Below are 24,945 nucleotides of genomic sequence, written 5' to 3' on the forward strand. Positions count from 1 at the left end.
GCACGAACGGTTGAATGTTCAAATTTTACGTTTTTAATCGGGCCTTTCTGATGACAAGCAGGCGGCCTCTTTGTGAATAGGAAAAAACAATGAAGCATCCTGTCGACGTCTATGTGGGCAAGCGGATCAGGCATCGCCGTTGGATGAATGGGACGACGCAACAACAGCTTGCGGAAAATGTTGGGATCAAGTTCCAGCAGATCCAGAAATACGAAACCGGCATGAACCGCGTCAGCGCGTCGCGGCTTTGGGATATCTCGAATGTATTGGGCGTCCCGGTTTCGTTCTTTTTCGAAGGCTATGATGCGCAACCTGCAGTAGAGACGCGAATCAGCGACATGCCGGGTGATATTCTGACAGATAAAGAAGCGCTGGAATTGCTGCGGTCCTATTATGCAATTCCCGAAAACCAGCGCCGCCGCCTGTTCGATCTGGCCCGCGTGTTGAGCGAAGCCGCCTAAACCAACTTGCCTGTCAACCTGTGCTGCGTTACCGCAAGGTGTCAGACACAGCACAGGTTGACGGGTAAAGTGGATCAAGCAACGCAGGCCGACCTGATCCGGGTCGCCCATCTTTTGGCAGATACGGCCCGCCCTGTGACGCTTGCGCATTTTCGCACTGCGGCCCTGGTGGCTGATACCAAAGCCCTTTCCCATTTCGACCCCGTGACGATCGCCGACCGTGCTGCCGAACAGGCGATGCGCGATGTTCTGGCGCGCGAACGCCCCAATGACGGCATTTTTGGCGAAGAATACGGCCAGACCCCGGGCACATCTGGGCTGACTTGGGTGCTTGACCCGATTGACGGCACGCGCGGCTATATCAGCGGCACGCCGACTTGGGGTGTGCTGATCGCGGTGGGCGATGCGGATGGCCCTATCTACGGGATCATCGACCAGCCCTATATCGGCGAACGGTTTGCGGGCGGTTTCGGTCAGGCAGATGTGACGGGTCCAATGGGGACCGCGCCGCTGTCCACGCGCGCGCCGCGCGGTTTGGATCAGGCGATCCTGCTGTCCACCTTTCCCGAAATCGGCACGCCTGCGCAAATGGCTGCGTTTCAGGCCGTGTCGCGGCAGGTGCGACTGACCCGCTATGGGATGGATTGCTATGGCTATGCGCTGCTGGCGGCAGGGCAGGTCGATCTGGTGATCGAGGCGGGACTGAACGCCTATGACGTGCAAGCCCCTATCGCGGTGATCGAGGCTGCTGGCGGGATCGTCACCGATTGGTGCGGCGCGCCGGTCCATGCAGGTGGACAGGTGCTGGCTGCGGCCAATGCGGATATCCATGCCGCCGCCTTGAAAATCCTGCGCAGCCACCCCTAAGGCGGGGCCGCCGTTGGCAGGCACCGGCCCTTTTATTGTACGCCCTGCCGCACCCCCGCGATCCAGACATCGGCAATCGCGCGGTCATCGCCCATCATGATCGTCGGGAACAGCGCGTCCCAGATGTCATCGGCCCGCGCGCTGCGCTGTGCGATGGCGGGGGTGGATGCAAGGTCCAGCACGGTGATATCCGCCGCAGCCCCCACGCCCAGATGCCCGATTTGGCCCGTCATATGCAGCGCCTGTGCCGATCCTTCGGTTGCCAGCCACATCAGCTGCGCGGGATGCAGCGCCGTGCCGCGCAGCTGCCCGATCTCATAGGTGGCGGCCATCACCCGCAGCATTGAAAACGACGACCCGCCGCCCGTGTCGGTGGCCAGCCCGATCGTCAGCCCCGCGCGCGCCAGCCCCATCAGGTCAAACAGCCCCGACCCGATAAAGGTGTTCGATGTCGGGCAATGCACGACGGCGGCACCGACCTCGGCCAGCCGCGCAATCTCGCGCGGCTCCAGATGGATCGCATGGCCGTAGATGCCGCGCGCGCCCAGCAGGCCGAAGGCCTCGTATGTATCCAGATAATCGCGGGCCTGCGGGAACAGATCGCGGACCCAGGCGATTTCGGGCAATTGCTCGCTCAGATGGGTCTGCATCAGGCAGGTCGGGTTCTCGGCCCAGAGCGCGCCAAGGGCGGCCAATTGATCCGGCGTCGAGGTGGGCGAGAACCGTGGCGTGATCGCATAGCTTGCGCGGCCCGTCCCGTGCCAGCGCGCGATCAGCGCGGCGCTGTCGTCATAAGCCGCTTGCGCGGTGTCGCGCAGGTCGTCGGGCGCGTTGCGGTCCATGCAGGTCTTGCCTGCGACCACGGCCATGTCGCGCGCGGCGGCGGCGGTGAAAAACGCATCCACGCTGGCGGGATGAATCGTGCAAAAACTGGTCAGCGTCGTGGTGCCATGTGCCACGGCCAGATCAACCGTCCGCATCGCGATCTCGGCGGCATAGGCGGGGTCGGCAAGGCGGGCTTCTTGCGGGAAAGTATAGGTGTTCAGCCAGTCGATCAGCTGTTTGCCCCAACTTGCGATGATGGCGGTCTGGGGGTAATGCATATGCGCATCGACAAAGCCCGCGCTGATCAGCTTGCCTGTGTAATCCACCAACCGGGCATCGGGATGCGCGGCACGCAACGCCGCCCCGTCGCCCATCGCCACGATCCGGCCTGCGTCGATCAGCACGCCACCTGCTGGATCGTATTGCACCGTATCGGCCCAATCGCCCGCAAGCGGATTACCCGAAAACCCAAGCGTCTGGCCCAGAAGGAGATGTTTTGTCATCTGTCCCGTATAGGCTGCGCAAAAGGCTGCGTAAATCGGGGAATGGCGTTGTCCCTGCGGCGGCTTTGACTATGCTGATCGCGATAACGGAGATGATTGATGGTGGATATCGACGACGACCTTGATTCAGAGGCATTCGGCATCACCGACCGGATCGTGGCCGACGTGCTGAACGCCGTGATGCAGGGCGATGCGGCGGCGATTGATGCGCTTCTTGACCCGCTGCACCCCGCCGATATCGCGCATCTGATCGAACAGATCGACAGCCGCGAACGGCGCGACCTGCTGACGCTGTGGCAAGGCGGGATCGATGGCGACATCCTGTCCGAACTTGACGAAAACCTGCGCGAAGAGATTATCCAGCAGCTGCGCCCTGACGAGCTTGCCACTGCGCTGCGCGATCTGGACAGCGACGATGTCGTCGATCTGGTCGAATACCTGGGCGAAGATCAGCAAGAGGCGGTGCTGGACGCGCTCGACGCCAGTGACCGCGTGGTCGTCGAACAGGCGCTGTCCTACCCCGAGGAATCGGCCGGCCGGCACATGCAATCCGAACTGGTGCGCGCGCCCGAACACTGGACCGTCGGCGATGCCATAGACTACCTGCGCGCGGACGTGGTGCTGCCGGACCAGTTCTACCACATCATCCTTGTCGATCCCCGGCTCAAGGCTGTGGGCTATGTCACGCTGGGCCGCATCCTCAGCAATGCGCGCGCCACGCCTCTGCGCGATCTGACCGAGGAAACATTCCGCACCTTCCATGTCGCTCAAGGCGTGGAAGAGGTGGCGCAGGCGATCAACCATTACCACCTGATCACCGCCCCCGTGGTCGATGATGACGGCCGTGTTGTCGGTGTCATTACCATCGACGACGCCATGGCCTTTTTGGAAGAAGAAGCCGAAGAAGACATCCTGCGCCTTGCCGGTGTCGGTGAAGGCAGCCTGTCGGACAATGTCTTCGAGACCACCAAACAGCGGTTTCCGTGGTTGGCGGTCAATCTGTTGACGGCGATCCTCGCATCGCTGGTGATTTCGCTGTTCGAAGAAACTATCGCAGGGCTGGTCGCTTTGGCGGTGCTGATGCCGATTGTCGCGTCGATGGGTGGCAATGCGGGTACGCAATCACTGACCGTGGCAGTGCGCGCGCTGGCGACACGCGACCTGACGCCTTCCAACGTCTGGCGGGTGATCCGGCGCGAGGCGCTGGTCGGCATGCTGAACGGATTGGCCTTTGCGGCGGTGATGGGCGTGGTCGGGACAATCTGGTTTGATGCGCCGATGTTGGGCGTTGTGATCGCCGCGGCGATGGTGGTCAACCTGCTGGTCGCGGGTCTGGCGGGCATCGGCGTACCAGTCGTGATGGACCGTTTCGGGATCGATCCGGCACTGGCCTCTGGCACCTTCGTCACAACGGTCACCGATGTCGTGGGTTTTTTCGCCTTTCTCGGGCTGGCCTCGGTCATGTTGCTATGACCTTCAAATCCGCCGCCCGCAAAGCCGCCTTTGCGCGGCGCGCGGCCGCCCACCAGCCGGATGCGGCCAGTGCCGGCCACCTGAGCGCGGTTCTGGCCGGGTACCGTGGCGTTCCCATCGCTGGCTATATCGCGATGCGCACTGAAATCGACCCGACCCCCGCCATGGCCGAGGCATCGGCGCACGGCCCCGTCGGTGTGCCGGTCATCACTGCCAAAGGGCAAGCTTTGCGCTTTCGGCTGTGGGAACCCGGTTGCGCGATGATCGCGGGTGATTTCGGGGCGCAGATCCCCGCGACAGGCGATTGGATGATCCCGCAGATCCTGATCGTGCCTTTGGTGGCCTTCAGCCGCACAGGCGGGCGGCTGGGCTATGGCGGCGGGTTTTATGACCGGACGCTGCAACAGCTGCGCGCGCGCGGTCCTGTCATGGCCGTGGGTTTCGCCTATGGCGCACAGGAAGATTCCGACCTGCCACTGGAACCCACCGACCAGCCGCTGGACATGATCGTGACAGAACAGGGCATCATCACCCCCTGATCATCTTCCGAGCCCAAATATCCCCGCCGGAGGCATAAAAGTTCTTCCGACCCTCAGCTTTCCGAAAACGCCGCCATTACAGCGTCAGAGGCTTCGAAATTCGCCGTCACGCGCTGCACGTCGTCGTCGTCTTCCAGCGTATCAAGCAGTTTCATCAGCTTGGTCAGCCCTTCGGCATCAACCTCGGTGGTCATGTTGGGCTTCCAGATCAGCTTGGTCGAGATCGATTCGCCCAAGGCCGGTTCCAGCGCGCCGGATACTTCGGCCAGATCGGTGTCAGCGCAATAGATGACGTGGTTGTCGTCGTCGCTTTGCACGTCTTCGGCGCCCGCCTCGATCGCGGCCATCATCACGGTATCGGCATCGGCGACGGATGCAGGATAAACGATCTCGCCCATCCGGTCGAACATGAAAGCGACCGATCCGGTCTCGCCCAGATTGCCGCCATTCTTGGTAAAGGTGGAGCGCACGGTCGATGCGGTGCGGTTGCGATTGTCGGTCATCGCCTCGACGATCACGGCAATCCCGCCCGGCCCGTAACCTTCATAGCGGATCTCGTCGTAATTCTCCGCATCACCGCCTTGCGATTTCTTGATCGCGCGGTCGATCACATCCTTGGGGCAAGAATTCGATTTCGCCTCTTTCACTGCCAGCCGCAAGCGCGGGTTCTTCTCGGGATCAGGGTCGCCCATCTTGGCAGCCACGGTGATTTCCTTGGCCAGCTTGGAAAACAGCTTGGATCGCAGTTTGTCCTGCCGCCCCTTGCGGTGCTGGATATTCGCCCATTTGGAATGGCCCGCCATGGGAAACCTCTTGTCATCTCTGGTTTAAAGCTGCGTCTCTATAGGACATGGGCCAGCCTGCTTACAAGGGCCAGATCAGCGGGATCACAAAGGATACGATGGGCGCCAGCGTGATGTTCAGCGGAATCCCGAAGCGCAGGAAATCCGTGAACTTGTAACCGCCCGGCCCGAACACAAGCGTGTTGGTCTGATACCCAATGGGCGTGGCGAAACTGGCGCTGGCGGCGATCATCACGGCCACGACCAAGGGGCGCGGGTCCACGCCCAATGCTGCCGCCAGCCCGATGGCAATGGGTGTCATCACCACGGCGACGGCATTGTTGGACACCATCTCGGTCAGGGTGCTGGCCAGTACATAGACTGCCAGCACCACCAGAAACGGTGGCAAAGCCATCATATAGGGCGATGCCGCATTGGCGATCATTTCCACCGCACCAGAGGATTGCAGCGCCGATCCAACCCCCAGCATGGCAAAAATCAGCGCCAGCAACCGGCCTTCGATGAATGAAAACGCCTCGTCCGCATCGATGCAGCCGGTCATCAACACCACCGTCACCCCAAGCATCGCCAGCATCAGGATCGGCGCGATGTTCAGCGCCGCCAGCACGACGATCCCCAGCAACACGGCAATCGCCACCGGTGCATGACCGCGCCGATAGGCCCGCTGCGAGGGCGCGGACACATCACCAAGGTTCATATCCTCGGCCAGACGCTGGATATCGGCGGGCGCACCTTCAAGCAGCAGCGTATCGCCCACGCGCACGACCATATCGTCGATCTGCTGGCTGACATTGGCGTCGCGCCGATGCACCGCCAGCGGATAGACCGCATAGCGCCGGCGCAGCCGCAACGACCCCAGCCTGCGGTCAGCCATCTTGCAATTGGGGGTGATCAGCACCTCGACCGTGGTGGTTTCCACTGCCGAGATCTGATCGACGCGGCGCAACTCCTTGGTGGCCTGAAGCGACAGCAATTCCGTCATTTCGGTGCGCAGGATCACGCGGTCTCCCACCTGCAAGGTCACATTCGCCAGATCACGGCGCAGCGACAGATCGCCCCGCACCACGTCGATCAGGCGCACGCCGTCGCGTTTGAACAATTGCACGCCATTCACTTCGCGCCCGATCAGGTTGCTTTCGGGGGGGATCACTGCCTCGGAAAAGAACTTTTTCTTTGACCTGTCTGACAGCATCGTGGCCATGCTGTGCCGGTCGGGCAACAGGCGCGGGGCCATGAAATACATGTAGATGAAGGTCCAGATCACCACGATCACACCGACCGGCATGATCTCGAGAATCCCGAAAGGTTCCATCCCCGAGGCCCGCGCCACCCCGTCCACCAGCAGGTTGGTCGATGTCCCGATCAGCGTCAGCGTGCCACCGACGATGGCGGCATAACTTAGCGGGATCAACAGCTTGGAGGCCGACACACCCAAAGTCCGCGACAGCTGGATAAAGACGGGGATCATCACGACGACCAGCGGCGTGTTGTTCATGACCGCACTGGCCAGCGCCACGAAGATCAATCCACCCCCGATCGCACGTGCGGGGCTCACACGGGCCTGCCGTTCGGCCAGCCGCGTCAGCGCGTCCAGCGCACCGGTGCGTACCAAGGCGCCCACGATGATGAACATCGCCGCAATCGTCCAAGGGGCGGGGTTGGAAAACGTATCGACTGCGGCCTGATAGGGCAGCACGCCCGTCACCAGCAGGATTGATACGCCGCCCATCGCGACGACCTCGGTCGGATAGATTTCGCGCAAGAACAGCACGAACATGCCCACCAGCACGGCCAGCGTCAGCCACGCCTGTTGGCTTTGGGTCAGCGTGATCAGGTCACTCATGCGCCAAAGCCTTGCCCACGACAGGCGCTTCGGCCACCCGTGGCCGTACCAATGTCAGGCCCACGGCCATCGCCGCCAAGGCCGCCCAGACCCACAGGCTGTAGTTTTCGCGCAAAAGCAGCATCGCCCAGATCACTCCGAATCCCGTTACAAGATAGCTGATCTGGCCGGCAAAGACTGCCCCGCCGCGCCGAACCAGCCAGATATAGCCGGTATACACCACGACATGGATGACCGCACCGAGCAGCATAGTTACATCGGCCAGGATGAAAGGGGCTGCGGGCACGCGCAACTGGTCAGTGGCTAGCGCCAGTGGCAGCGCAATCACCACGCCGATGGCGGAGGCCCCAAACAGCACCTGCACTGGATCAAGCCCCATCGTGCCCCATTTTGCGACGATATTGCCCTCAACCGCATAGCAGAACGGGGCGATCAGCGCCAAGGGCAGGAAGGCGACCATGGCACGGTCGGGCAGGCTCGCCTCGGGCAGGGCGATCAGGGCGACGCCGATCAGCCCCAGCGCCAGCCCCGCCATCCGCCGCCATGAAAACCGGTCATTGCCCAACGCCAAGGCCAACGGAAAGGCGATCAGCGGAATGGTCGAGATCACGATGGACATGACCCCCGCAGGCAGATGAAAGGCCGCGCGATAGCTGCTGGAATTGGGGATCAGCGTGCCGAGCGCGGCAATCATCAGCCAGAACGCCAGCCTGCGGGGCGTGACGGGCAGCCGACCAAGCGTGCGCCAGCGCAAGCCGCCGAGCAGCAGCGTTCCGATCAGCATCTGCCAGAAGATTATGCCAAACGGCTCATAGCCGCCGGTGACGGTGATCTTGGTCAGCGGTTGGGTCAACCCCCATCCTGCCCCCAAGGCCACCAGCGCCAACGTCAGCAGCCCGTGATCGCGGTTCATGCAGGCCCACTTGGCGCAAGTTTGCCGCCCTGGCGGACCATCACGACGCGGGTGGCCTTGCCGGTGCGGTCGTCGGTTTCGACATAGAGGCCCGACAGGGTGGCTTCGGCTTCGGCCGGGCTGAACCGGTCCTTGGGCATGCCGGTGATGAACCGGCGCAGGGGTTCGGCCTTGTCCATGCCGATGACCGAATTGTAATCACCGCACATGCCCGCATCGGTCTGATAGGCGGTGCCGCCCCCCAGAATCATCGCATCGCCCGTCGGCACATGGGTATGGGTGCCGACGACGATGCTGGCGCGCCCGTCGCAGAAATGACCCAGCGCCATCTTTTCGGATGTCGCCTCGCAATGAATGTCTATCAGGCTGGCCTGCACCTGTCCGCCCATCGGATATTGCCGCAGCACGGCATCGAGCGCGGAAAACGGATCGTCGAAGGGCCGTTTCATGAACACCTGACCCAAGGCCTGTGCCACCAGAACCTTGCGCCCGCCCATGGCATTGAACACCCGCGCGCCAACGCCGGGGGCGGCTTTGGAAAAGTTCAGGGGCCGGATGATGCGTGGCTCCTGTGCCGCAAAGGCCAGCATGTCCTTTTGGTCAAAGGCGTGATCGCCAAGTGTGATGACATCGGCACCCGCCTCGAGCAGCAGTTTGGCATGCGGGGCCGACAGCCCCATGCCCGAGGTCGCATTTTCGCCATTGACCACGACGAAATCGAGCCGCCAGTCGGCGCGCAGGCGGGGCAGATGGGTGGTAATCGCGGTCCGGCCTGACCGGCCCATGACATCGCCAAGGAAAAGTATCTTCATCCGCCTTTGGTAAGGGCGGATCACAGGCAGTGCCAGTGCGAAAATGTCGCTGGTATCGCGCGTTTTTTGGTGCGACCCAAAGGCATGAGTGATTTGCAAGCAGCGCGGCCCCTGCCGAACCCGGTCGCAGGTGTGCTTTGGATGGTCCTGACCGGCGTGATGTTCGTCGCGGTCACGGCCATCGTCAAACATGTCGGCGATGATGTGCCAGCCGCGCAGGCGGCGTTTTTGCGCTATGTGCTCGGGTTGGTGTTCCTGTTGCCGATGATCCGCCCGATCATGGCGGCCCGCCTGACTGGGCGGCAGATAAAGATGTTCGCGATCAGGGGGGTGGTGCATGCGCTGGCCGTGATCTTGTGGTTCTATGCCATGGCGCGGCTTCCTATCGCCGAGGTGACGGCGATGAATTATCTCTCGCCGGTCTATGTCTCGATCGGGGCGGCGCTGTTTTTGGGGGAAAAGCTGCCGCCGCGCCGTCTGATCGCGGTGCTGCTGGCACTGGTGGGGGCCGCGATCATCCTGCGCCCCGGTGTCAAGGCGGTGGAAAGCGGTCATATCGCGATGCTTGGCACGGCGGTTTTATTCGCGGTGGGTTATCTTTTGGCCAAGCGGTTGTCGGGCGAGGTATCAGCGGCGGTCGTTGTGGGGATGCTGTCGATCACGGTCACCATCGGGCTGGCACCCTTTGCCTATGCGGTTTGGGTCACGCCGACGATTGCACAGCTGGGCTGGCTGCTGCTGGTCGCCTTTTTCGCCACCGCAGGCCATTATACGATGACGCTGGCCTTTGCTGTGGCGCCGCTGACCGTGACCCAGCCGGTCACGTTCTTGCAACTTGTCTGGGCGGTGGTGCTGGGGGCGGTGGTATTCGGCGAGGCGGTGGATGGTTGGGTCGTCGTCGGCGGGCTGGTTATTATGGCCTCGGTCAGTTTCATCACTTGGCGCGAGGCGGTTGCGCGCCGGCATGTGACGCCTGTCGTGACGCAGACCAAAGTGTAAAAGCGCCTGACGGCGCGCCTCCGGCGGGAGTATTTTGGGAAATAAGAAGTCGCAAGAGGTGCGGCGGGTGCTGTGCCTAAAGCGGGGCGAGCCGTGTGATCAGCGAGCTTTGGGTGATCTGGCCGACGGGCTGGCCGTTTTCGTGACTTGCAGCGGCTGCGTGCCGATTTGTTGCAAGATGGCTTGGAACCGGCGTGGTCACGTCGATCCGGGGTCCGTCGGCGGTGCCTGCGATCATCACGTCGCGCGCGGTCAGCACGCCCAGCGGGTTCATATGGGCCACGAAATCGGCGACATAGCCGTTGGCAGGATTGGTATAGATGTCGCGCGGGGTGCCGCATTGCACGATCCGCCCGCCTTCCATGATGGCGATGCGGTTGCCGATCTTGAACGCCTCGTCCAGATCATGGCTGACGAAGATGATCGTGCGGCCACGTTGTTTTTGCAGATCGAGCAATTCGTCCTGCAGCTTGGTCCGGATCAGCGGGTCTAGCGCGCTGAACGGTTCATCCATCAGCAGGATCGGCGCATCGGTGGCAAAGGCACGGGCCAGGCCCACGCGCTGTTGCATCCCACCGGAGAGTTCGCCCACCGGCGCATTGGCGCGCTCTGAGAGGCCCACCATCGCCAGTTCCTGATCGATGCGATCGCGTAATTTGGCCTTGTCCAGACCTGCCAGTTCCAGCCCCAGCCCGACATTGTCGCGCACGCTGCGCCATGGCAGCAGGCCGAATTGCTGGAACACCATCGACACCGATTTCTGCCGCAATCGTCGCAGGTCGGTGGCGTTGCAATGGGTGACGTCATAGCTGTGATCGCCGTCATTGACCCGCACCGCCCCGCGCACCACGGGGTTAAGCCCGTTGACCGCGCGCAGCAGCGTGGATTTGCCCGACCCCGATAGCCCCATCAGCACAAGGATTTCGCCCTGCGCGACATTCAGCGAACAATCATGCACGCCCAGCACCTGATCGGTGCGGGTCATGATCTCGGCCCTGTGCAGGCCTTCGTCCATCAAGGGCAGGGCGGTCTGTGGCCGTGCGCCGAAGACGATACTGACATTGTCGAATTCAACCGCATTCATTTTTGTTTTACCCGCAACATCCGGTCCAGCATGATCGCCACCACGACGATAACAAAGCCGGATTCAAACCCCAGTGACGTGTTGACCGTATTCAGCGCGCGCACCACCGGCACCCCCAGCCCGCTGGCCCCGACCAAGGCGGCGATGACCACCATCGACAGCGACAGCATGATCGTCTGGTTCAACCCCGCCATGATCTGCGGTGTGGCAGATGGCAATTCGACCTTGAACAAGATCTGCCGTTTGGTGGCGCCAAAGGCTTGGGCCGCCTCGAGCAGCGCCGTCGGCGTCGAAGCCACCCCCAAATACGTCAACCGGATCGGCGCAGGCAGCACAAAGATCACCGTTGCAATCAGCCCCGGCACCATGCCGATGCCGAAAAACACAATCGCAGGGATCAGATAGACGAAGGTCGGCAAGGTTTGCATCAGATCCAGCACCGGCACCATCGCGCGGTACAGCTTGGGCCGATGCGCCGCCGCGATACCAATCGGCACGCCAACGCCCATACAGACAACACAGGCCGACAGCACCAGCGTCAGCGATTGCATGGTTTCGCGCCAATAGCCTTGGTTGAGGATGAAAAAGAACCCCAGCACGATCAAAAGCGGCGTTTTCCAATTGCGCTGCATCACCCATGTCAGCCCTGCAAAGACGGCGATCACGATAAACGGATGCGGGGTTTCCAGCGTCCAAAGGATGCCGTCGATCATCGCCTCCATCGCATCCGAGATGATGTCAAAGACAAACCCCAGATTGCGGTTCATCGCGTCAAAGACCGATTTGGCCCAAGCACCTACGGGGATTTTCGTGCCGGTCAGCCAATCCATTGTTCTGATCCTTGCCTTGGTGGGACAGGGCCTGCGTGACTGCGGCCCTGTCCGGTCGACTAAAAGGGTGCTTTACAGCCCAAGTGCGGTTTTCACCGCCGCCATCCCATCGCCGCCATCGCGGGTGGTGACCCCGTTCAGCCAACCATCGAGCACCGCAGGATTGGCCGCAAGCCAAGCGCTGGCCGCTGCATCAGGGGCCATGCCATCATCGCTGATCGCGGCCATGATCTCGTTTTCCATCGCCAAGGAAAATTCCAGATTGTTCAGCAATTGCCCGACATTGGGGCAGCTTTCGGCGTAACCTGCGGTGGTATTGGTGTAAACCGTCGCTTCGCCCAGATTGGGGCCAAACCAATCATCGCCGCCTTCCAGATAGACCATATCGAAATTGGCGTTCATCGGATGCGGTTCCCAGCCCAGAAACACCACCGGTTCACTGCGACCAGCGGCGCGGTCGACTTGCGCCAACATGCCTTGTTCAGAGCTTTCGACCACTTCAAAACCGGTCAAACCAAATGCATCAGCCGCGATCATATCCATGATCAGGCGGTTGCCGTCATTGCCAGGCTCGATGCCGTAGATTTTGTTTTCCAACGCATCTGCATGGGTGACGATATCCGCAAAGGTCGCGATGCCCAGATCAGCGGCGGCGCGGTTCACGGCAAGGGTATATTTCGCCCCTTCCAGATTGGCGCGCACGGTGTCGACGGTGCCTGCTTCGCGGTAGGGGGCGATATCTGCCTCCATCGTGGGCATCCAATTGCCCAAGAATACGTCGATATCGCCTTCGGCCAGCGAAATATACGTCACCGGAACTGACAGCAATTTGGTTTCAGTCTGATAGCCCAGCGCGTTCAGCACGACTGTCGTTGTGGCGGTGGTGGCGGTGATATCGGTCCAGCCGACATCAGAAAAGGTGACAAGATCGCATTCGGCAAAGGCGGGCATTGCGGCAACAATCGCAAGCGCCGACAGGCTTGATTTCAGTTTCATGGTGGTCTCCCTGTGGTTTTTTGTTGATTGACGAGTCAATAAAGAACGAATTAGGTGTCTGGTGCAACCGGAAAGAGTGAAACATGCCCAAGCTAGGAATGGAACCGATCCGCCGTGCTGCACTGATGCAGGCCACGATTGACGAAATCGGCGCCGTGGGCAACCTTGATGTGACGGTCAGTGCGATTGCAAAGCGGGCTGGCATGTCATCTGCACTGGCGCATCATTATTTTGGCGGCAAGGAACAGATCTTTCTGGCGGCGATGCGGCACGTTCTGCGCGTCTATGCCGCCGAGGTGCGCGCCGCCCTGCGCGCTGTACATGGCCCGCATGCCCGGATCGAGGCAGTCATCCGCGCGGGTTTCAGTTCGACCAATTTCCAGCCAGATGTGATCGCGGCATGGCTGAATTTTTACGTCCTTGCCCAGACGTCACAGGATGCCAACCACCTGTTGCGCATCTATCAACGACGGTTGCACAGCAATCTTGTGCATGACCTGCGGCCCATGATCGGGGATCGTGCTGAAAATGCCGCCATGCGGATCGCGGGGCTGATTGACGGGTCATATCTGCGGCAAGGGCTGGCGCGCGGCCTGGGCGTTGCATCGGACGCGACCGAACAGGTGCTGGCGCTGCTGGAGATGGAATTGAAGGAGACCGTAAAATGACGAAGCCGAACATCCTGATTATCATGGTCGACCAGCTTAACGGCACGCTCTTTCCCGACGGGCCTGCAGACTGGCTGCATGCGCCCAACCTCAAGGCGCTGGCCGCCCGCTCCACCCGATTCGCCAACAGCTACACAGCCTCGCCGCTCTGCGCACCGGCGCGGGCGGCGTTCATGTCGGGGCAATTGCCATCGCGTAACGGGGTCTATGACAATGCCGCTGAATTCGCATCAAGCATCCCGACCTATGCGCATCACCTGCGGCGTGCTGGCTATCAGACCTGCCTGTCCGGCAAGATGCATTTCGTCGGTCCCGACCAGATGCATGGCTTCGAAGAACGGTTGACCACCGATATCTACCCCGCCGATTTCGGCTGGACGCCGGATTACCGCAAACCGGGCGAACGGATCGATTGGTGGTATCACAACATGGGGTCGGTCACAGGCTCCGGCGTGGCCGAGATCACGAACCAGATGGAATATGATGACGAAGTCGCCTATCACGCGACCCGAAAGCTCTATGATCTGGGGCGCGGCCATGACGCGCGGCCCTGGTGCCTGACGGTCAGTTTCACCCACCCGCACGACCCCTATGTGGCGCGGCGCAAATACTGGGATCTGTACGAGGATTGCGCCCATCTGATGCCGCAGACCGGCCCGATCCCTTACGCCGATCAGGACCCGCACAGCCAACGCATTCTGGATGCAAACGACCGCGACAATTTCACCATCAGCGATGATGATATCCGCCGGTCGCGCCGCGCCTATTTCGCCAATATCAGCTATCTTGACGATAAGATTGGTGAAATCCTGCAAGTGCTGGACGACACGCGCCAAGAGGCCACGATCCTCTTTGTGTCCGACCACGGCGATATGCTGGGCGAACGCGGCCTGTGGTTCAAGATGTGTTTCTACGACGGATCATCGCGTGTGCCGCTGATGATCGCCAGCCCCGCGATGGAACCCGGCCTGCGCAAAGTCCCCGTCAGCACGATCGACGTGACGCCGACGCTGTGCGATCTGGCGGGCGTGGACATGTCCGAGGTGATGCCATGGACCAGCGGCGAAAGCCTTGTGCCTTTGGGGCAGGGCGGCACCCGCGATGCGCCCGTCGCTATGGAATATGCCGCCGAGGCGTCACAGGCCCCGCTGGTCAGCCTGCGCTATGGCAAATGGAAATACAATCGCTGCACGCTCGACCCCGACCAGCTCTTCGATATGGATGCGGACCCGCACGAGCTGACCAATCTGGCCAGCCACCCCGCCCATCAAGGCACGCTGACGCAACTGCGCGCCAAGGCCGAGGCCCGCTGGGATCTTGCCCGTTTCGACGCCGATGTGCGCCAGTCGCAGGCCTGCCGCTGGGTCGTCTACGAGGCGCTGCGCAACGGCAGCTATTACCCGTGGGACTACCAGCCGCTGCAAAAGGCATCCGAACGCTACATGCGCACTCATATGGACCTTAACGTGCTCGAAGAAAGCCAGCGTTTTCCACGCGGTGAATGATCATCTTCAGAGTATAAATATCCCCGCCGGAGGCATAAAAGTCATGAATACCCAACCCACAGCCAGCCATTTCATCAATGGCAAATACGTCGAAGACACCGCCGGTGACCTAATCGAGGTGATCTATCCCTATACCGGTCAGGTCATCGCAAAACTGCATGCCGCAACCCCCGCCATCGTGGATCAGGCGCTGGATGCTGCACGGCTTGCGCAACAGCAATGGGCCAGCTGGACCGGGACCGAGCGTGGCCGCGTGCTGCGCCGCGCCGCCGATATCATGCGCGAACGCAATCACGACCTGTCGATGCTGGAAACCTATGACACCGGCAAACCGTACAGCGAAACCAGCGTTGCCGATGCCACATCGGGGGCCGATGCGTTTGAATATTTCGGCGGGCTGGCGGGCAGCATCACCGGCGCATACATCCCGCTTGGCGATAATTTCGTCTATACCCGCCGCGAACCCTTGGGCGTTTGCGTCGGTATCGGCGCGTGGAACTACCCCACCCAGATCGCCTGCTGGAAAGGCGCGCCCGCACTAGCCTGCGGCAATGCTTTGGTGTTCAAACCGTCTGAAACCACCCCGCTTTGCGCGCTGAAAGTCGCGGAAATCCTGATCGAGGCGGGCGTTCCGGCGGGTGTCTATAACGTGATCCAAGGCTACGGCGCTGTCGGTGCAGCACTTGTTACCGATCCGCGCGTGGACAAGGTCTCGCTGACCGGCTCGGTTGCGACAGGCCGCAAGGTCTATGCCGCCGCCGCCGAAGGCATGCGCCATGTCACGATGGAGCTGGGCGGCAAGTCCCCGCTGGTCATCTTCGACGATGCTGATCTGGATGCCGCCGTGTCCGGTGCGATCTTGGGCAATTTCTATTCCTCGGGGCAGGTCTGTTCCAACGGCACGCGGGTTTTCGTGCAAAAGGGCATCAAGCCGGCGTTTCTGGCCCGCCTGAGCGAACGGCTGCAAGGCGTTGTGATGGGCGACCCGCTGGACCCCGCCACGAATTACGGCCCCATGGTCAGCGCAGCCCAGCGCGACATCGTCGCAGGCTTCATCGCCAAGGGACAGGCCGAAGGCGCGCGGCTGGTGACAGGCGGCACAATCCCCGATGGGCCAGGCTTTTTCCTGCCCCCAACCGTCTTTGCCGATGTGACCGATGACATGACGATCGCGCGCGAGGAAATCTTTGGCCCTGTCATGTCGGTGCTGGATTTCGACACGGAGCAAGAGGTGCTCGCGCGGGCGAATGACACGCCTTACGGGCTGGCGGCCGGTGTATTCACCGCCGACATCACCCGTGCGCACCGGATGGCGGCGGGGTTTCAGGCAGGCACCTGCTACATCAACACCTATAACGACGCCCCGGTCGAGGCTCCGTTCGGCGGCATGAAATTGTCCGGTGTGGGGCGCGAAAACTCCAAGGCGGCGATTGAACATTATAGCCAGATCAAAAGCGTCTATGTCCGCATGGACAAATGCGAGGCACCGTTCTGATGCAGGCTGATTATGTCATCGTCGGCGCCGGTTCCGCCGGTTGCGCCATCGCGTACCGTCTGGCCGAGGCGGGCAAGAACGTGCTGATCATCGAACATGGCGGGTCGGATCGTGGGCCTTTCATCCAGATGCCAGCGGCTTTGTCCTATCCGATGAACATGAAAATGTACGACTGGGGGCTGAAATCCGACCCCGAACCGCATCTGGGCGGGCGGCAACTGGTCACGCCGCGTGGCAAGGTGATCGGCGGGTCGTCCTCGATCAATGGGATGATCTATGTGCGCGGCCATGCGCGCGATTTCGATCACTGGGCCGACACAGGGGCGCAGGGCTGGGGCTATGCCGATGTGCTGCCCTATTTCAAACGGATGGAACATTGGCATGACGGCGGCCATGGCGGTGATCCGGCTTGGCGTGGCACGGATGGCCCGCTGCATATCACCCGTGGCCCGCGCAAGAACCCGCTGACACGCGCCTTTGTCGCGGCAGGCGGGCAGGCGGGCTATCAGCTCACCGCTGACTACAATGGTGAACAGCAAGAAGGTTTCGGCCCTTTTGACGCCACGATCTACAAAGGCCACCGCTGGTCCGCCGCCAGCGCCTATCTGCGCCCGGCGCTGACGCGGCCCAATTGCACGCTGACCCGCGCCTTGGCGCGACGGGTGATCATCGAAGACGGGCGCGCTGTGGGCGTCGAAGTCTCGCGCGGCAAGAAGGTCGAGGTGATCCGCGCCAATGTCGAGGTGATTATCGCCGCCTCTGCGCTCAATTCGCCCAAGCTGCTGATGCTGTCAGGCATCGGCCCCGCCGCACATCTGGCCGACCATGGTATCCCTGTCGTCGCCGACCGGCCCGGCGTGGGGCAAAACCTGCAGGATCATCTGGAACTCTATATCCAGCAGGCCGCAACCAAGCCTGTCACGCTGTTTGCCTATTGGAACCTGCGTGGCAAGGCGCGGATCGGGGCAGAGTGGCTGCTCTGGAAAACTGGCCTTGGCTCGTCCAACCAGTTTGAAAGCGCGGGCTTCATCCGGTCGCGCGCCGGTGTGGATTACCCTGATATCCAGTTCCATTTCCTGCCCATCGCTGTCAGCTATGATGGCAAGACCGCCCCCGAAGGGCACGGGTTTCAGGCCCATGTCGGGCCGATGCGGTCGGCGTCACGCGGGCAGGTCACGCTGCGGTCGGCCGACCCCGAAGCCAATCCGCGCATCCAGTTCAACTACATGTCCGACCCGCAGGATTGGGTCGATTTCCGGCAATGTATCCGGCTGACGCGCGAGATTTTCGCCCAGCCCGCCTTTGACGACTACCGCGGCCATGAAATCCAGCCGGGTGACGCGGCGCAGACCGACGCGGATCTTGACGCCTTTATCCGCGACCATGCCGAAAGCGCCTATCACCCTTGTGGGACCTGCAAGATGGGGGCTGTGGATGACCCGATGGCCGTGGTTGACCCGCAAACCCGCGTGATCGGGGTAGAGGGGTTGCGCGTCGCGGATAGTTCGATCTTTCCGCGCATCACCAACGGCAATCTGAACGCGCCATCGATCATGGTGGGCGAAAAGGCCGCTGATCATATTCTGCGCCGTCAACCGCTGCCGCCTGCCAATGACCAGCCCTGGATGCACCCCGACTGGCAGCAGAGCCAAAGGTGATTTTAACGAAATATTAACCTTCGTTAATGAAATCAATTGATCCCCGCCCCCGCCCGCCGCTAGGTCGGAGGTATGTTGAAAGTATTGATCCTTCTTGGCCTTGTGCTTGCAGGTGCCGCCCATGCCAACCCCAGCGGGACGCTGCGGGTGATCGACGCGGATACGGTGGATGTCGGCGGGCTGCGGGTGCGGCTTTTCGGGCTGGATGCGCCGGAAATCGGGCAGCCTTGCGTGCTGGGCGGGCAGACCATCGACTGCGGGCGCTGGGCGGGCGATCTGGTGCGCGCGCGGTTTGGCGGGCAAGATGCGCGCTGTACAACGCGCGATGTAGACCGCTATGGCCGGCAGGTCGCGACCTGCGATGTGGGTGGCGTGGATATGGGGCAGGTGATCGTGGCCGAAGGCTGGGCCGTGGCCTATCGGCGCTATTCCATGATCTATGATCTGGATGAAAAAGCCGCCGTGCTGGCCGCGCGCGGGCTTTGGGCGATGACGATGGACGCGCCTGAATCTTTCCGCGCAGCGCGCAATGCGGCCCCCGCGGCCCCTGATCTGGCCTGCAACATCAAGGGCAACATCTCGGGCAACGGGCGGATCTATCACCGGCCCGGCAACCGCGATTACGACCGCACGGTGATTGATGAAGGCCGCGGCGAACGTTGGTTTTGTTCCGAGGCCGACGCCCGGGCCGCAGGTTGGCGCGCCGCGCGCAACTAGGCGTCGGTCCCTTCGACGGTTTGCTGGAACCGTTCGAAAAACTGGTCGGCCATTTTCTTGGCGAAACCGCCGATGATCCGGTTGCCAAGCTGCGCGAGCTTGCCGCCGACTTTGGCTGTCGCGTTATAGGTCAGTGCGGTGCCGCCTTCGACGGTGGCAAGTACGACATCGGCGCTGCCCTTGGCGAAGCCTGCGACCCCGCCTTTGCCTTCGCCTACGATGGTGTAGCTTTGGCCGGGGATCACGTTTTCCAGCGTCACCTCGCCTTTGAATGTGGCGGATACCGGCCCGACCTTTTGCTTGACGGTCGCGGCAAAGCCCTCCTCTGGCGATCCGGTCAGCTCTTCGCAGCCCGGAATGCAGGCGCGCAATGTGTCCGGGTTGTTGAGATGCGCCCAGACTGCATCAATATCCGCTGCGATCACGCGGCTGCCCGATAGTTCCATGATGGTCCTCCCCTTTGCCGTGATCTTCGGGGGGTGGCATCTGATTTGCAATCCCCATCTTTTGCATCTTCCGAGCCCAAATATCCCCCGCGGAGCGTTTGCGGCTTTGCCGCAAAAGGGGCTCCGCCCCTCGCCCCCGGAGTATTTTGGGAAATAAGAAGGTCTGGTCAGTCCAACTGATAGGGCAACAGACCGCGCGTGTTGGGATCGACGCGCAGGTGTCGTTCCAAGGGCGGGACAGAGCGTTGGTGGCAGTTGCGCCGTTCGCAGATCCGGCAGGAAATCCCGATCGGCGCATAGGCGTCGGAGGCGGTGATATCCATGTGATCGGCATAGACGATGGCCTCTGCGTGCCGCACCTCGCAGCCCAGCCCGATAGCATATCGGCGTGTGGGTGCGTGATAGGACCCGCCTGATTTACTGACATCGCGGGCAAGGCAGAAATAGCGTGCGCCGTCGGGTGTTTCGGCCAGCTGCCGCAGGAATTGCCCTGGCAATTCAAATGCCTGATGCACGTTCCAAAGTGGGCAGGCCCCGCCGAACCGCGCGAATTGCAAGGTCGTGGCGGAATGGCGTTTGGTGATCGTGCCGGCCTGATCGACGCGCACAAAAAAGAACGGGATGCCTTTGGCGCCGGGGCGCTGCAGGGTCGACAGCCTATGCGCCACCTGTTCCAGCGATGCGCCGAACCGTGCCGCGAGCAGTTCAAGATCGTGCCGATTGTCTTGGGCTGCCTGCAGAAAGGCGTGATAGGGCATCAGCGCTGCCCCGGCGAAATAATTGGCAAGCCCGACTTTCGCGATGCTGCGCGCCTCGTCGGACTGGAACCGCGCGAGGTCGAGCGTCGCGTCGAGCAAGGGCGCTTGTGTGACCAGCGCCAGTTGCAGCAGCAGTTGAAAGGTCTGTGTCGCCGGATGCGCCGCTGTCGCAAGGGTGAGCTGGTTGGTGGCTGGATCAAAGGCGCGCAACGTATCACTCGCGGCATAGCGTACGCCTATTCCTGTCGCCGCCAAAATCCGGATTGCCGCCTGTGCGATGCTTTCACCGGGCTGGCACTGGCCCGCCATCCGTTCGGCGCTGCGGTCCACCGCATCGATGTAATTGTCGCAATAATGAAAGAAATCGCGCACTTCTTCCCAAGGGCTGGGGCGCAGGCGGGCGTCTTCGCGGCCCAAAGCCTCGTCCAGCGAGGCCAGCCGTTCATGGGTCTGCCGGTAGCCCCGGTGCAGGTCCAGAAAGGCACGGGCCAAGGCGGGCGCATTGGCCGCTACCAGCCGCAGATCGGCCAGCGCGGGGGCGCTGCCGGTAAAGACCGGATCTGCCAAGGCCTCGCGCAGGTCGCCCACAAGGCGCGCCTCGTCGCCCGATTGCAATTCGGTGACGTCGAACCCGAATTCCTGGGCCAGCCCCAGCACCACTGTCGTGGACACGGGCCTGTTGTTGTTTTCCATCTGGTTGAGATAGGGCAGCGAGACGCCGAGCTTATCGGCAAACGCCTTTTGCGTCATCGCCAGCCGGCCGCGCAATTCGCGCAGTTTGGCCCCAGCATAGAGTTTCTGGATCGCCATGGCGCACCTTTGCAACTTTGCCAGCCATGATTAGCCGCTGCAAAGCTTGCGTCAAGCGGTCTGCTTTTCTCGCCAGACAACAAAGACCACGGACAGGAAGGCCATCATCGATGTGCCCAGCATGATCAGCTGCAAGGGCAGGGTGCCTGATTCCACCGTCAGGATGCTGCCTGCGACTTGCGACAGCGCCGCGCCGCCGCCGATCATGATCGCGCCGCCCAGCCCGCTGGCTGTGCCGGCCAGATGCGGACGTACCGAAATTGATCCGGCCATGACATTGGGCAAGATCAGCCCGTTGCCCAGTCCAAGGAAACTGCAAAAGCCGAAAAACACCAGCGGATGGATCAGCCCCGCCAGCGTCAGCAAGACCGATGTACCAAGCCCCGCGATCGTGATGCCGGTGCCGATCAGCGCCATCTTGTTGATCCCCAATCTGACTGAAAACCGCCCCGACAGGAAATTGCCCATCGCATAGCCGACGGCAGGTGCGCCAAGGGCAATGCCATTCCAAACGGGCGAAAGGCCAAAAATCGTCGTTCCGACAAAAGACGCGCCCCCCAGCAGCGCAAAAAACGCCCCCGAGGCGAAAGCCGCGCACATGACATACCCCCAAAACCGCGGCGAGCGGAACAATTCGGGGTAGGACCGCACCTGCGCGCGAAAGCCCATGCCGCCTTTTGCCAATGTCTCGCCCAGATCGTAATAAACCAGCGCGAGCGTGCCGATCCCCGCCAGGACCAGAAACACAAAGGTCGCATGCCAGTCGAACGCCTGTTCCAGCGCGCCGCCGATCATCGGCCCGACCATCGGCACCAGCGCCATGCCCATCGTGACATAGCCGATCATCGAGGCCGCCTGCGCATCAGGGACGATGTCGCGCACGATCGCGCGGCCCAGTACCATACAGGTTGCAACTGCAGCTTGCAGGATCCGAAAGAACAAGAATGCCTCGACCGTGGTCGAAAACAGCGCCCCAAGGGTGGCGATCACGAAGATCAACAGCGATCCGATCACGATCGGCCGCCGTCCAAACCTGTCGGATAAAGGGCCGACAAAGATCTGCAGCACCGCCGTCGCCGCCAGATAGCCCGACAGCGACACCTGCATCACCGCATATTCGGTATCGAAATAGGCTGTCATCGCCGCCAGTGACGGCAGGAAGATCGACATGTTCAGCGCCGAAATGCCGGTGATCAGGATCAGCGTCATGATATGTGGCGGGGTGGTTCGGTCCAGAAACCGGAGGGTTGGTGATTTTGTCATTGGTCCTGATTAGGACTGGCACACGATGATGTCCATGCTCAAGACTGTCGAAGCACCTGTGCGCGGATGAACCATTGGGCAGATATATTTGCATGTTTGCATTATTGTAGCTTTGCAAAATCATCACTTTGCAAATTTTCTTAATCCCGCTTCATTCGCGCCCTGAACATGCTATGCAGGTTCAAACAAAATAGGGAGGGGCTGGGATGGACATTCTGCAGGAACTCGAAGACCGGCGCGTCGATGCCCGCCTTGGCGGCGGCGAAAAGCGGATTGCGGCGCAGCATGCCAAGGGCAAGCTGACCGCGCGAGAACGCATTGATCTGCTGCTGGACGAAGGCTCGTTCGAAGAATTCGACATGTTTGTTGCCCATCGCTGTACCGATTTCGGGATGGAACAGGACCGGCCTGCAGGGGATGGCGTCGTGACCGGTTGGGGCACGATCAATGGCCGCATGGTCTATGTCTTCTCTCAGGATTTCACCGTCATGGGCGGGTCGGTGTCCGAAACGCACGGCAAGAAAATCTGCAAAATCATGGATCTGGCGATGCAAAACGGCGCGCCGGTGATCGGGATCAACGATTCGGGTGGCGCACGGATTCAGGAAGGCGTGGCCAGCCTTGCCGCCTATGGCGACGTGTTCCAGCGCAATATCACTGCATCGGGTGTCGTCCCGCAGATCAGCCTGATCATGGGGCCTTGTGCCGGTGGTGCGGTTTACAGCCCTGCGATGACCGACTTTATCTTTATGGTCAAAGATTCCAGCTATATGTTCGTCACCGGCCCCGATGTGGCCAAGACCGTGACCAATGAGATTGTGACCGCCGAGGAATTGGGCGGCGCCAGCACCCATACCCGCAAATCATCGGTGGCTGACGGTGCGTTCGAAAATGATGTCGAGGCTTTGGCCGAAACCCGCCGCCTGTTCGATTTCCTGCCGCTGAACAACCGCGAACAGCCGCCCGTGCGCCCGTTCTTTGATGATGTGAACCGGATCGAAGACAGCCTTGATACATTGGTCCCCGCCAATCCCAACACCCCCTATGACATGAAGGAACTGATCCTGAAAATCGCGGATGAGGGCGATTTTTACGAGATTCAGGCCGAATTTGCCAAAAACATCCTGACCGGTTTCATCCGTCTGGAAGGGTCCACCGTGGGTGTGGTCGCCAACCAACCCATGGTGCTGGCGGGCTGTCTGGACATCGACAGCAGCCGCAAGGCCGCGCGTTTCGTGCGGTTCTGCGACGCGTTCGAAATTCCGGTGCTGACGCTGGTTGATGTTCCGGGCTTTCTGCCGGGCACGTCACAGGAATATGGCGGCGTTATCAAGCACGGCGCGAAACTGCTTTATGCCTATGGCGAGGCGACGGTACCAAAGGTGACCGTGATCACCCGCAAAGCCTATGGAGGGGCCTATGTCGTGATGGCGTCCAAGCATTTGCAGGCCGATTTCAACTATGCCTGGCCCACATCGGAAATCGCCGTGATGGGTGCCAAGGGTGCGACCGAAATCATCCATCGTGGCAAATCCCCCGAGGAAATCGCCGCACGCACCGCTGAATACGAGGCGCGATTTGCCAATCCGTTCGTGGCCGCCGAAAAGGGGTTCATCGACGAGGTGATCATGCCCCATTCCACGCGCAAGCGGATCTGCCGCGCCTTTGCGTCGCTGCGATCCAAGAAAACCCAGATGCCGTGGAAAAAACACGACAATATTCCGCTTTGAACCAAAGGTCAGATTGATGGCACTGCCATATATGGACAAACACCGCGGCTTTCCGGGCCGCTTGCCGGGGACGGATTTTCAATTCGTGCTGCGCCGCGCGAACAAGGACGGGGCGACACCGCTGTCCCAACGCATCCGCTATCCCGACCGCCGCCCGGCCGACAAACGCGCCGATGCGGGGTTCATGCAAGCCTTGTGGGAGGCGTTTGGCGAAGATCCTTTCGTGCGCGGTAATTTGGACGCAGGCCGGCTCAGCTGGCTGTTCGGGCGTGAAGTCATCCCCGCCGAAGACCCGTTCGACCCCGCCAGTTACGAGGCGATGTTGCGGATCGACGTCAAGGTCGCGCGGCAAAGCTTTCCCGACATTCCCGGGTTGAACGAATGATCGCTGTCGTCGCGCATGTGGTAAGGCAGGAAACCGCCGATTTCGCAGCGCGGATATTTGCGGGCTTTGGCGCCGTACAAACCTGCGCAATGATCGGGCGTGCGGTGGCGCGGTCTGGCCTGCGCGCATTGTTATCCTTTGACCAGTTCGACCCTTCCCCTGACCGGCCTGCCTGTTCGCGTGGCGGGCCGGTTTCCTTTGGAACGGCGGGACTGGGCGGAAAACCGGATGATATTGGATATCACACGCATAAGGGTATTGAGTTATCGTGCATCAGCGACGGTTCTGGCGCTGTTTCCGAGAAACCGAATAAAGGCAGAACATCATGCAGAAGAAATCCATCATCCTGGCGGCATTTGCTGCTTTCGCTTTGTCTGGCTGTCTGGAAAGCGACACCGAACGTGCCGTCGCAGGTGCAGGCGCTGGTCTGGTCGCGTCGGAATTGCTGGGCACAGACCGTGCCGGCACGATTCTGGCCGGTGCCGCCGCAGGCGTCTTTTGTGACGACGTCGGCGTCTGCCGCCCCGTCCGCCGCTAATTTCGCAGCCCGCAACAGGGCTGT

At 61.4% G+C, this 24,945-nt stretch carries 24 protein-coding genes; 13 read left to right on the top strand and 11 right to left on the bottom strand.

All coding sequences use genetic code 11. The features are described from left to right. The first annotated feature begins 89 nt into the window (after positions 1–89). Both SKA53_RS01520 and SKA53_RS01525 read left to right on the top strand, forming a co-directional pair. A complete protein-coding gene (locus SKA53_RS01520; protein WP_007204270.1) occupies positions 90–461 on the top strand; it encodes a helix-turn-helix domain-containing protein in 372 nt (123 codons plus the stop codon). A 69-nt stretch (positions 462–530) separates the two neighbouring features. Then, positions 531–1,328 (top strand): inositol monophosphatase family protein, encoded by a 798-nt coding sequence (locus SKA53_RS01525; protein ID WP_007204271.1) that lies wholly within the window; start codon positions 531–533, stop codon positions 1,326–1,328. Positions 1,329–1,360: 32 nt separating this feature from the next. On the opposite strand, the gene guaD is transcribed toward SKA53_RS01525, so the two are convergent. Beyond that, positions 1,361–2,656, bottom strand: coding sequence for a guanine deaminase (guaD, locus tag SKA53_RS01530; protein WP_007204272.1), 1,296 nt, complete (start codon positions 2,654–2,656; stop codon positions 1,361–1,363). Between the two features lie 99 nt (positions 2,657–2,755). On the opposite strand from guaD, the gene mgtE reads away from it, so the two are divergent. After that, positions 2,756–4,129, top strand: a complete 1,374-nt coding sequence (mgtE, locus tag SKA53_RS01535) for a magnesium transporter (RefSeq protein ID WP_007204273.1) — start codon at positions 2,756–2,758, stop codon at positions 4,127–4,129. Continuing rightward, positions 4,126–4,668, top strand: a complete 543-nt coding sequence (locus SKA53_RS01540) for a 5-formyltetrahydrofolate cyclo-ligase (RefSeq protein ID WP_007204274.1) — start codon at positions 4,126–4,128, stop codon at positions 4,666–4,668. Before mgtE ends, SKA53_RS01540 begins: the two co-directional genes overlap by 4 nt. 53 nt (positions 4,669–4,721) lie before the next feature. Here the strand turns inward: SKA53_RS01540 and SKA53_RS01545 are convergent, their stop codons facing one another. The 4 genes from SKA53_RS01545 to SKA53_RS01560 all read right to left on the bottom strand — a co-directional run bounded on the left by SKA53_RS01545 (position 4,722) and on the right by SKA53_RS01560 (position 9,039). Next, positions 4,722–5,471 carry a YebC/PmpR family DNA-binding transcriptional regulator gene (locus tag SKA53_RS01545; protein ID WP_007204275.1) on the bottom strand — a complete coding sequence of 250 codons (750 nt, stop codon included), beginning with the start codon at positions 5,469–5,471 and terminating at the stop codon, positions 4,722–4,724. A gap of 61 nt (positions 5,472–5,532) precedes the next feature. Further along, positions 5,533–7,314, bottom strand: a complete 1,782-nt coding sequence (locus tag SKA53_RS01550; RefSeq protein WP_007204276.1) for an SLC13 family permease — start codon at positions 7,312–7,314, stop codon at positions 5,533–5,535. Further along, entirely contained in the window at positions 7,307–8,227 is a 921-nt protein-coding gene (locus SKA53_RS01555; RefSeq protein ID WP_007204277.1) for a DMT family transporter, read from the bottom strand. Before SKA53_RS01555 ends, SKA53_RS01550 begins: the two co-directional genes overlap by 8 nt. After that, positions 8,224–9,039, bottom strand: coding sequence for a TIGR00282 family metallophosphoesterase (locus SKA53_RS01560; protein WP_007204278.1), 816 nt, complete (start codon positions 9,037–9,039; stop codon positions 8,224–8,226). Before SKA53_RS01560 ends, SKA53_RS01555 begins: the two co-directional genes overlap by 4 nt. An 84-nt stretch (positions 9,040–9,123) precedes the next feature. Between SKA53_RS01560 and SKA53_RS01565 the strand changes: the two genes are divergently transcribed. Then, positions 9,124–10,038 (top strand): DMT family transporter, encoded by a 915-nt coding sequence (locus SKA53_RS01565; protein WP_007204279.1) that lies wholly within the window; start codon positions 9,124–9,126, stop codon positions 10,036–10,038. A gap of 76 nt (positions 10,039–10,114) precedes the next feature. Here the strand turns inward: SKA53_RS01565 and choV are convergent, their stop codons facing one another. From choV to choX, 3 genes are all read right to left on the bottom strand, one after another. After that, positions 10,115–11,122 (bottom strand): choline ABC transporter ATP-binding protein, encoded by a 1,008-nt coding sequence (gene choV, locus SKA53_RS01570; RefSeq protein ID WP_007204280.1) that lies wholly within the window; start codon positions 11,120–11,122, stop codon positions 10,115–10,117. Further along, positions 11,119–11,952 carry a choline ABC transporter permease subunit gene (gene choW, locus SKA53_RS01575; protein WP_007204281.1) on the bottom strand — a complete coding sequence of 278 codons (834 nt, stop codon included), beginning with the start codon at positions 11,950–11,952 and terminating at the stop codon, positions 11,119–11,121. The genes choV and choW overlap by 4 nt, the downstream gene beginning before the upstream one ends. A 72-nt stretch (positions 11,953–12,024) precedes the next feature. Then, positions 12,025–12,948, bottom strand: coding sequence for a choline ABC transporter substrate-binding protein (choX, locus tag SKA53_RS01580; protein ID WP_007204282.1), 924 nt, complete (start codon positions 12,946–12,948; stop codon positions 12,025–12,027). 83 nt (positions 12,949–13,031) lie between these two features. Between choX and betI the strand changes: the two genes are divergently transcribed. The 5 genes from betI (at position 13,032) to SKA53_RS01605 (ending at position 18,991) form a co-directional block, all read left to right on the top strand. Then, a complete protein-coding gene (gene betI, locus SKA53_RS01585) occupies positions 13,032–13,616 on the top strand; it encodes a choline-binding transcriptional repressor BetI (protein ID WP_207327905.1) in 585 nt (194 codons plus the stop codon). Continuing rightward, positions 13,613–15,121 (top strand): choline-sulfatase, encoded by a 1,509-nt coding sequence (betC, locus tag SKA53_RS01590; RefSeq protein WP_007204284.1) that lies wholly within the window; start codon positions 13,613–13,615, stop codon positions 15,119–15,121. The genes betI and betC overlap by 4 nt, the downstream gene beginning before the upstream one ends. Positions 15,122–15,164: 43 nt before the next feature. Further along, positions 15,165–16,616 carry a betaine-aldehyde dehydrogenase gene (gene betB / locus SKA53_RS01595; protein WP_007204285.1) on the top strand — a complete coding sequence of 484 codons (1,452 nt, stop codon included), beginning with the start codon at positions 15,165–15,167 and terminating at the stop codon, positions 16,614–16,616. Further along, complete coding sequence (betA, locus tag SKA53_RS01600; protein ID WP_007204286.1) at positions 16,616–18,274, top strand: choline dehydrogenase; 1,659 nt, start codon at positions 16,616–16,618, stop codon at positions 18,272–18,274. Before betB ends, betA begins: the two co-directional genes overlap by 1 nt. 72 nt (positions 18,275–18,346) lie before the next feature. Beyond that, complete coding sequence (locus SKA53_RS01605) at positions 18,347–18,991, top strand: thermonuclease family protein (RefSeq protein ID WP_007204287.1); 645 nt, start codon at positions 18,347–18,349, stop codon at positions 18,989–18,991. On the opposite strand, the gene SKA53_RS01610 is transcribed toward SKA53_RS01605, so the two are convergent. The 3 genes from SKA53_RS01610 to SKA53_RS01620 form a co-directional block, all read right to left on the bottom strand. Then, positions 18,988–19,437 carry a CoxG family protein gene (locus SKA53_RS01610; RefSeq protein ID WP_007204288.1) on the bottom strand — a complete coding sequence of 150 codons (450 nt, stop codon included), beginning with the start codon at positions 19,435–19,437 and terminating at the stop codon, positions 18,988–18,990. The two genes, SKA53_RS01605 and SKA53_RS01610, sit on opposite strands and share 4 nt — an antisense overlap. 167 nt (positions 19,438–19,604) lie before the next feature. After that, complete coding sequence (locus SKA53_RS01615) at positions 19,605–21,005, bottom strand: helix-turn-helix domain-containing protein (protein ID WP_007204289.1); 1,401 nt, start codon at positions 21,003–21,005, stop codon at positions 19,605–19,607. A 51-nt stretch (positions 21,006–21,056) separates the two neighbouring features. Next, positions 21,057–22,268, bottom strand: a complete 1,212-nt coding sequence (locus tag SKA53_RS01620; protein WP_040482744.1) for a multidrug effflux MFS transporter — start codon at positions 22,266–22,268, stop codon at positions 21,057–21,059. Between the two features lie 206 nt (positions 22,269–22,474). On the opposite strand from SKA53_RS01620, the gene SKA53_RS01625 reads away from it, so the two are divergent. The 3 genes from SKA53_RS01625 (at position 22,475) to SKA53_RS01635 (ending at position 24,921) form a co-directional block, all read left to right on the top strand. After that, a complete protein-coding gene (locus SKA53_RS01625; protein ID WP_007204291.1) occupies positions 22,475–23,998 on the top strand; it encodes an acyl-CoA carboxylase subunit beta in 1,524 nt (507 codons plus the stop codon). Positions 23,999–24,029: 31 nt separating this feature from the next. Beyond that, positions 24,030–24,383: a hypothetical protein gene (locus SKA53_RS01630; protein ID WP_207327953.1), complete on the top strand. Its 354-nt coding sequence runs from the start codon at positions 24,030–24,032 to the stop codon at positions 24,381–24,383. Between the two features lie 325 nt (positions 24,384–24,708). Next, positions 24,709–24,921 carry a hypothetical protein gene (locus SKA53_RS01635; protein WP_007204293.1) on the top strand — a complete coding sequence of 71 codons (213 nt, stop codon included), beginning with the start codon at positions 24,709–24,711 and terminating at the stop codon, positions 24,919–24,921. Positions 24,922–24,945: the final 24 nt, after the last annotated feature.

This window comes from Yoonia vestfoldensis SKA53 (assembly GCF_000152785.1).
Lineage (GTDB): Bacteria > Pseudomonadota > Alphaproteobacteria > Rhodobacterales > Rhodobacteraceae > Yoonia > Yoonia vestfoldensis_A.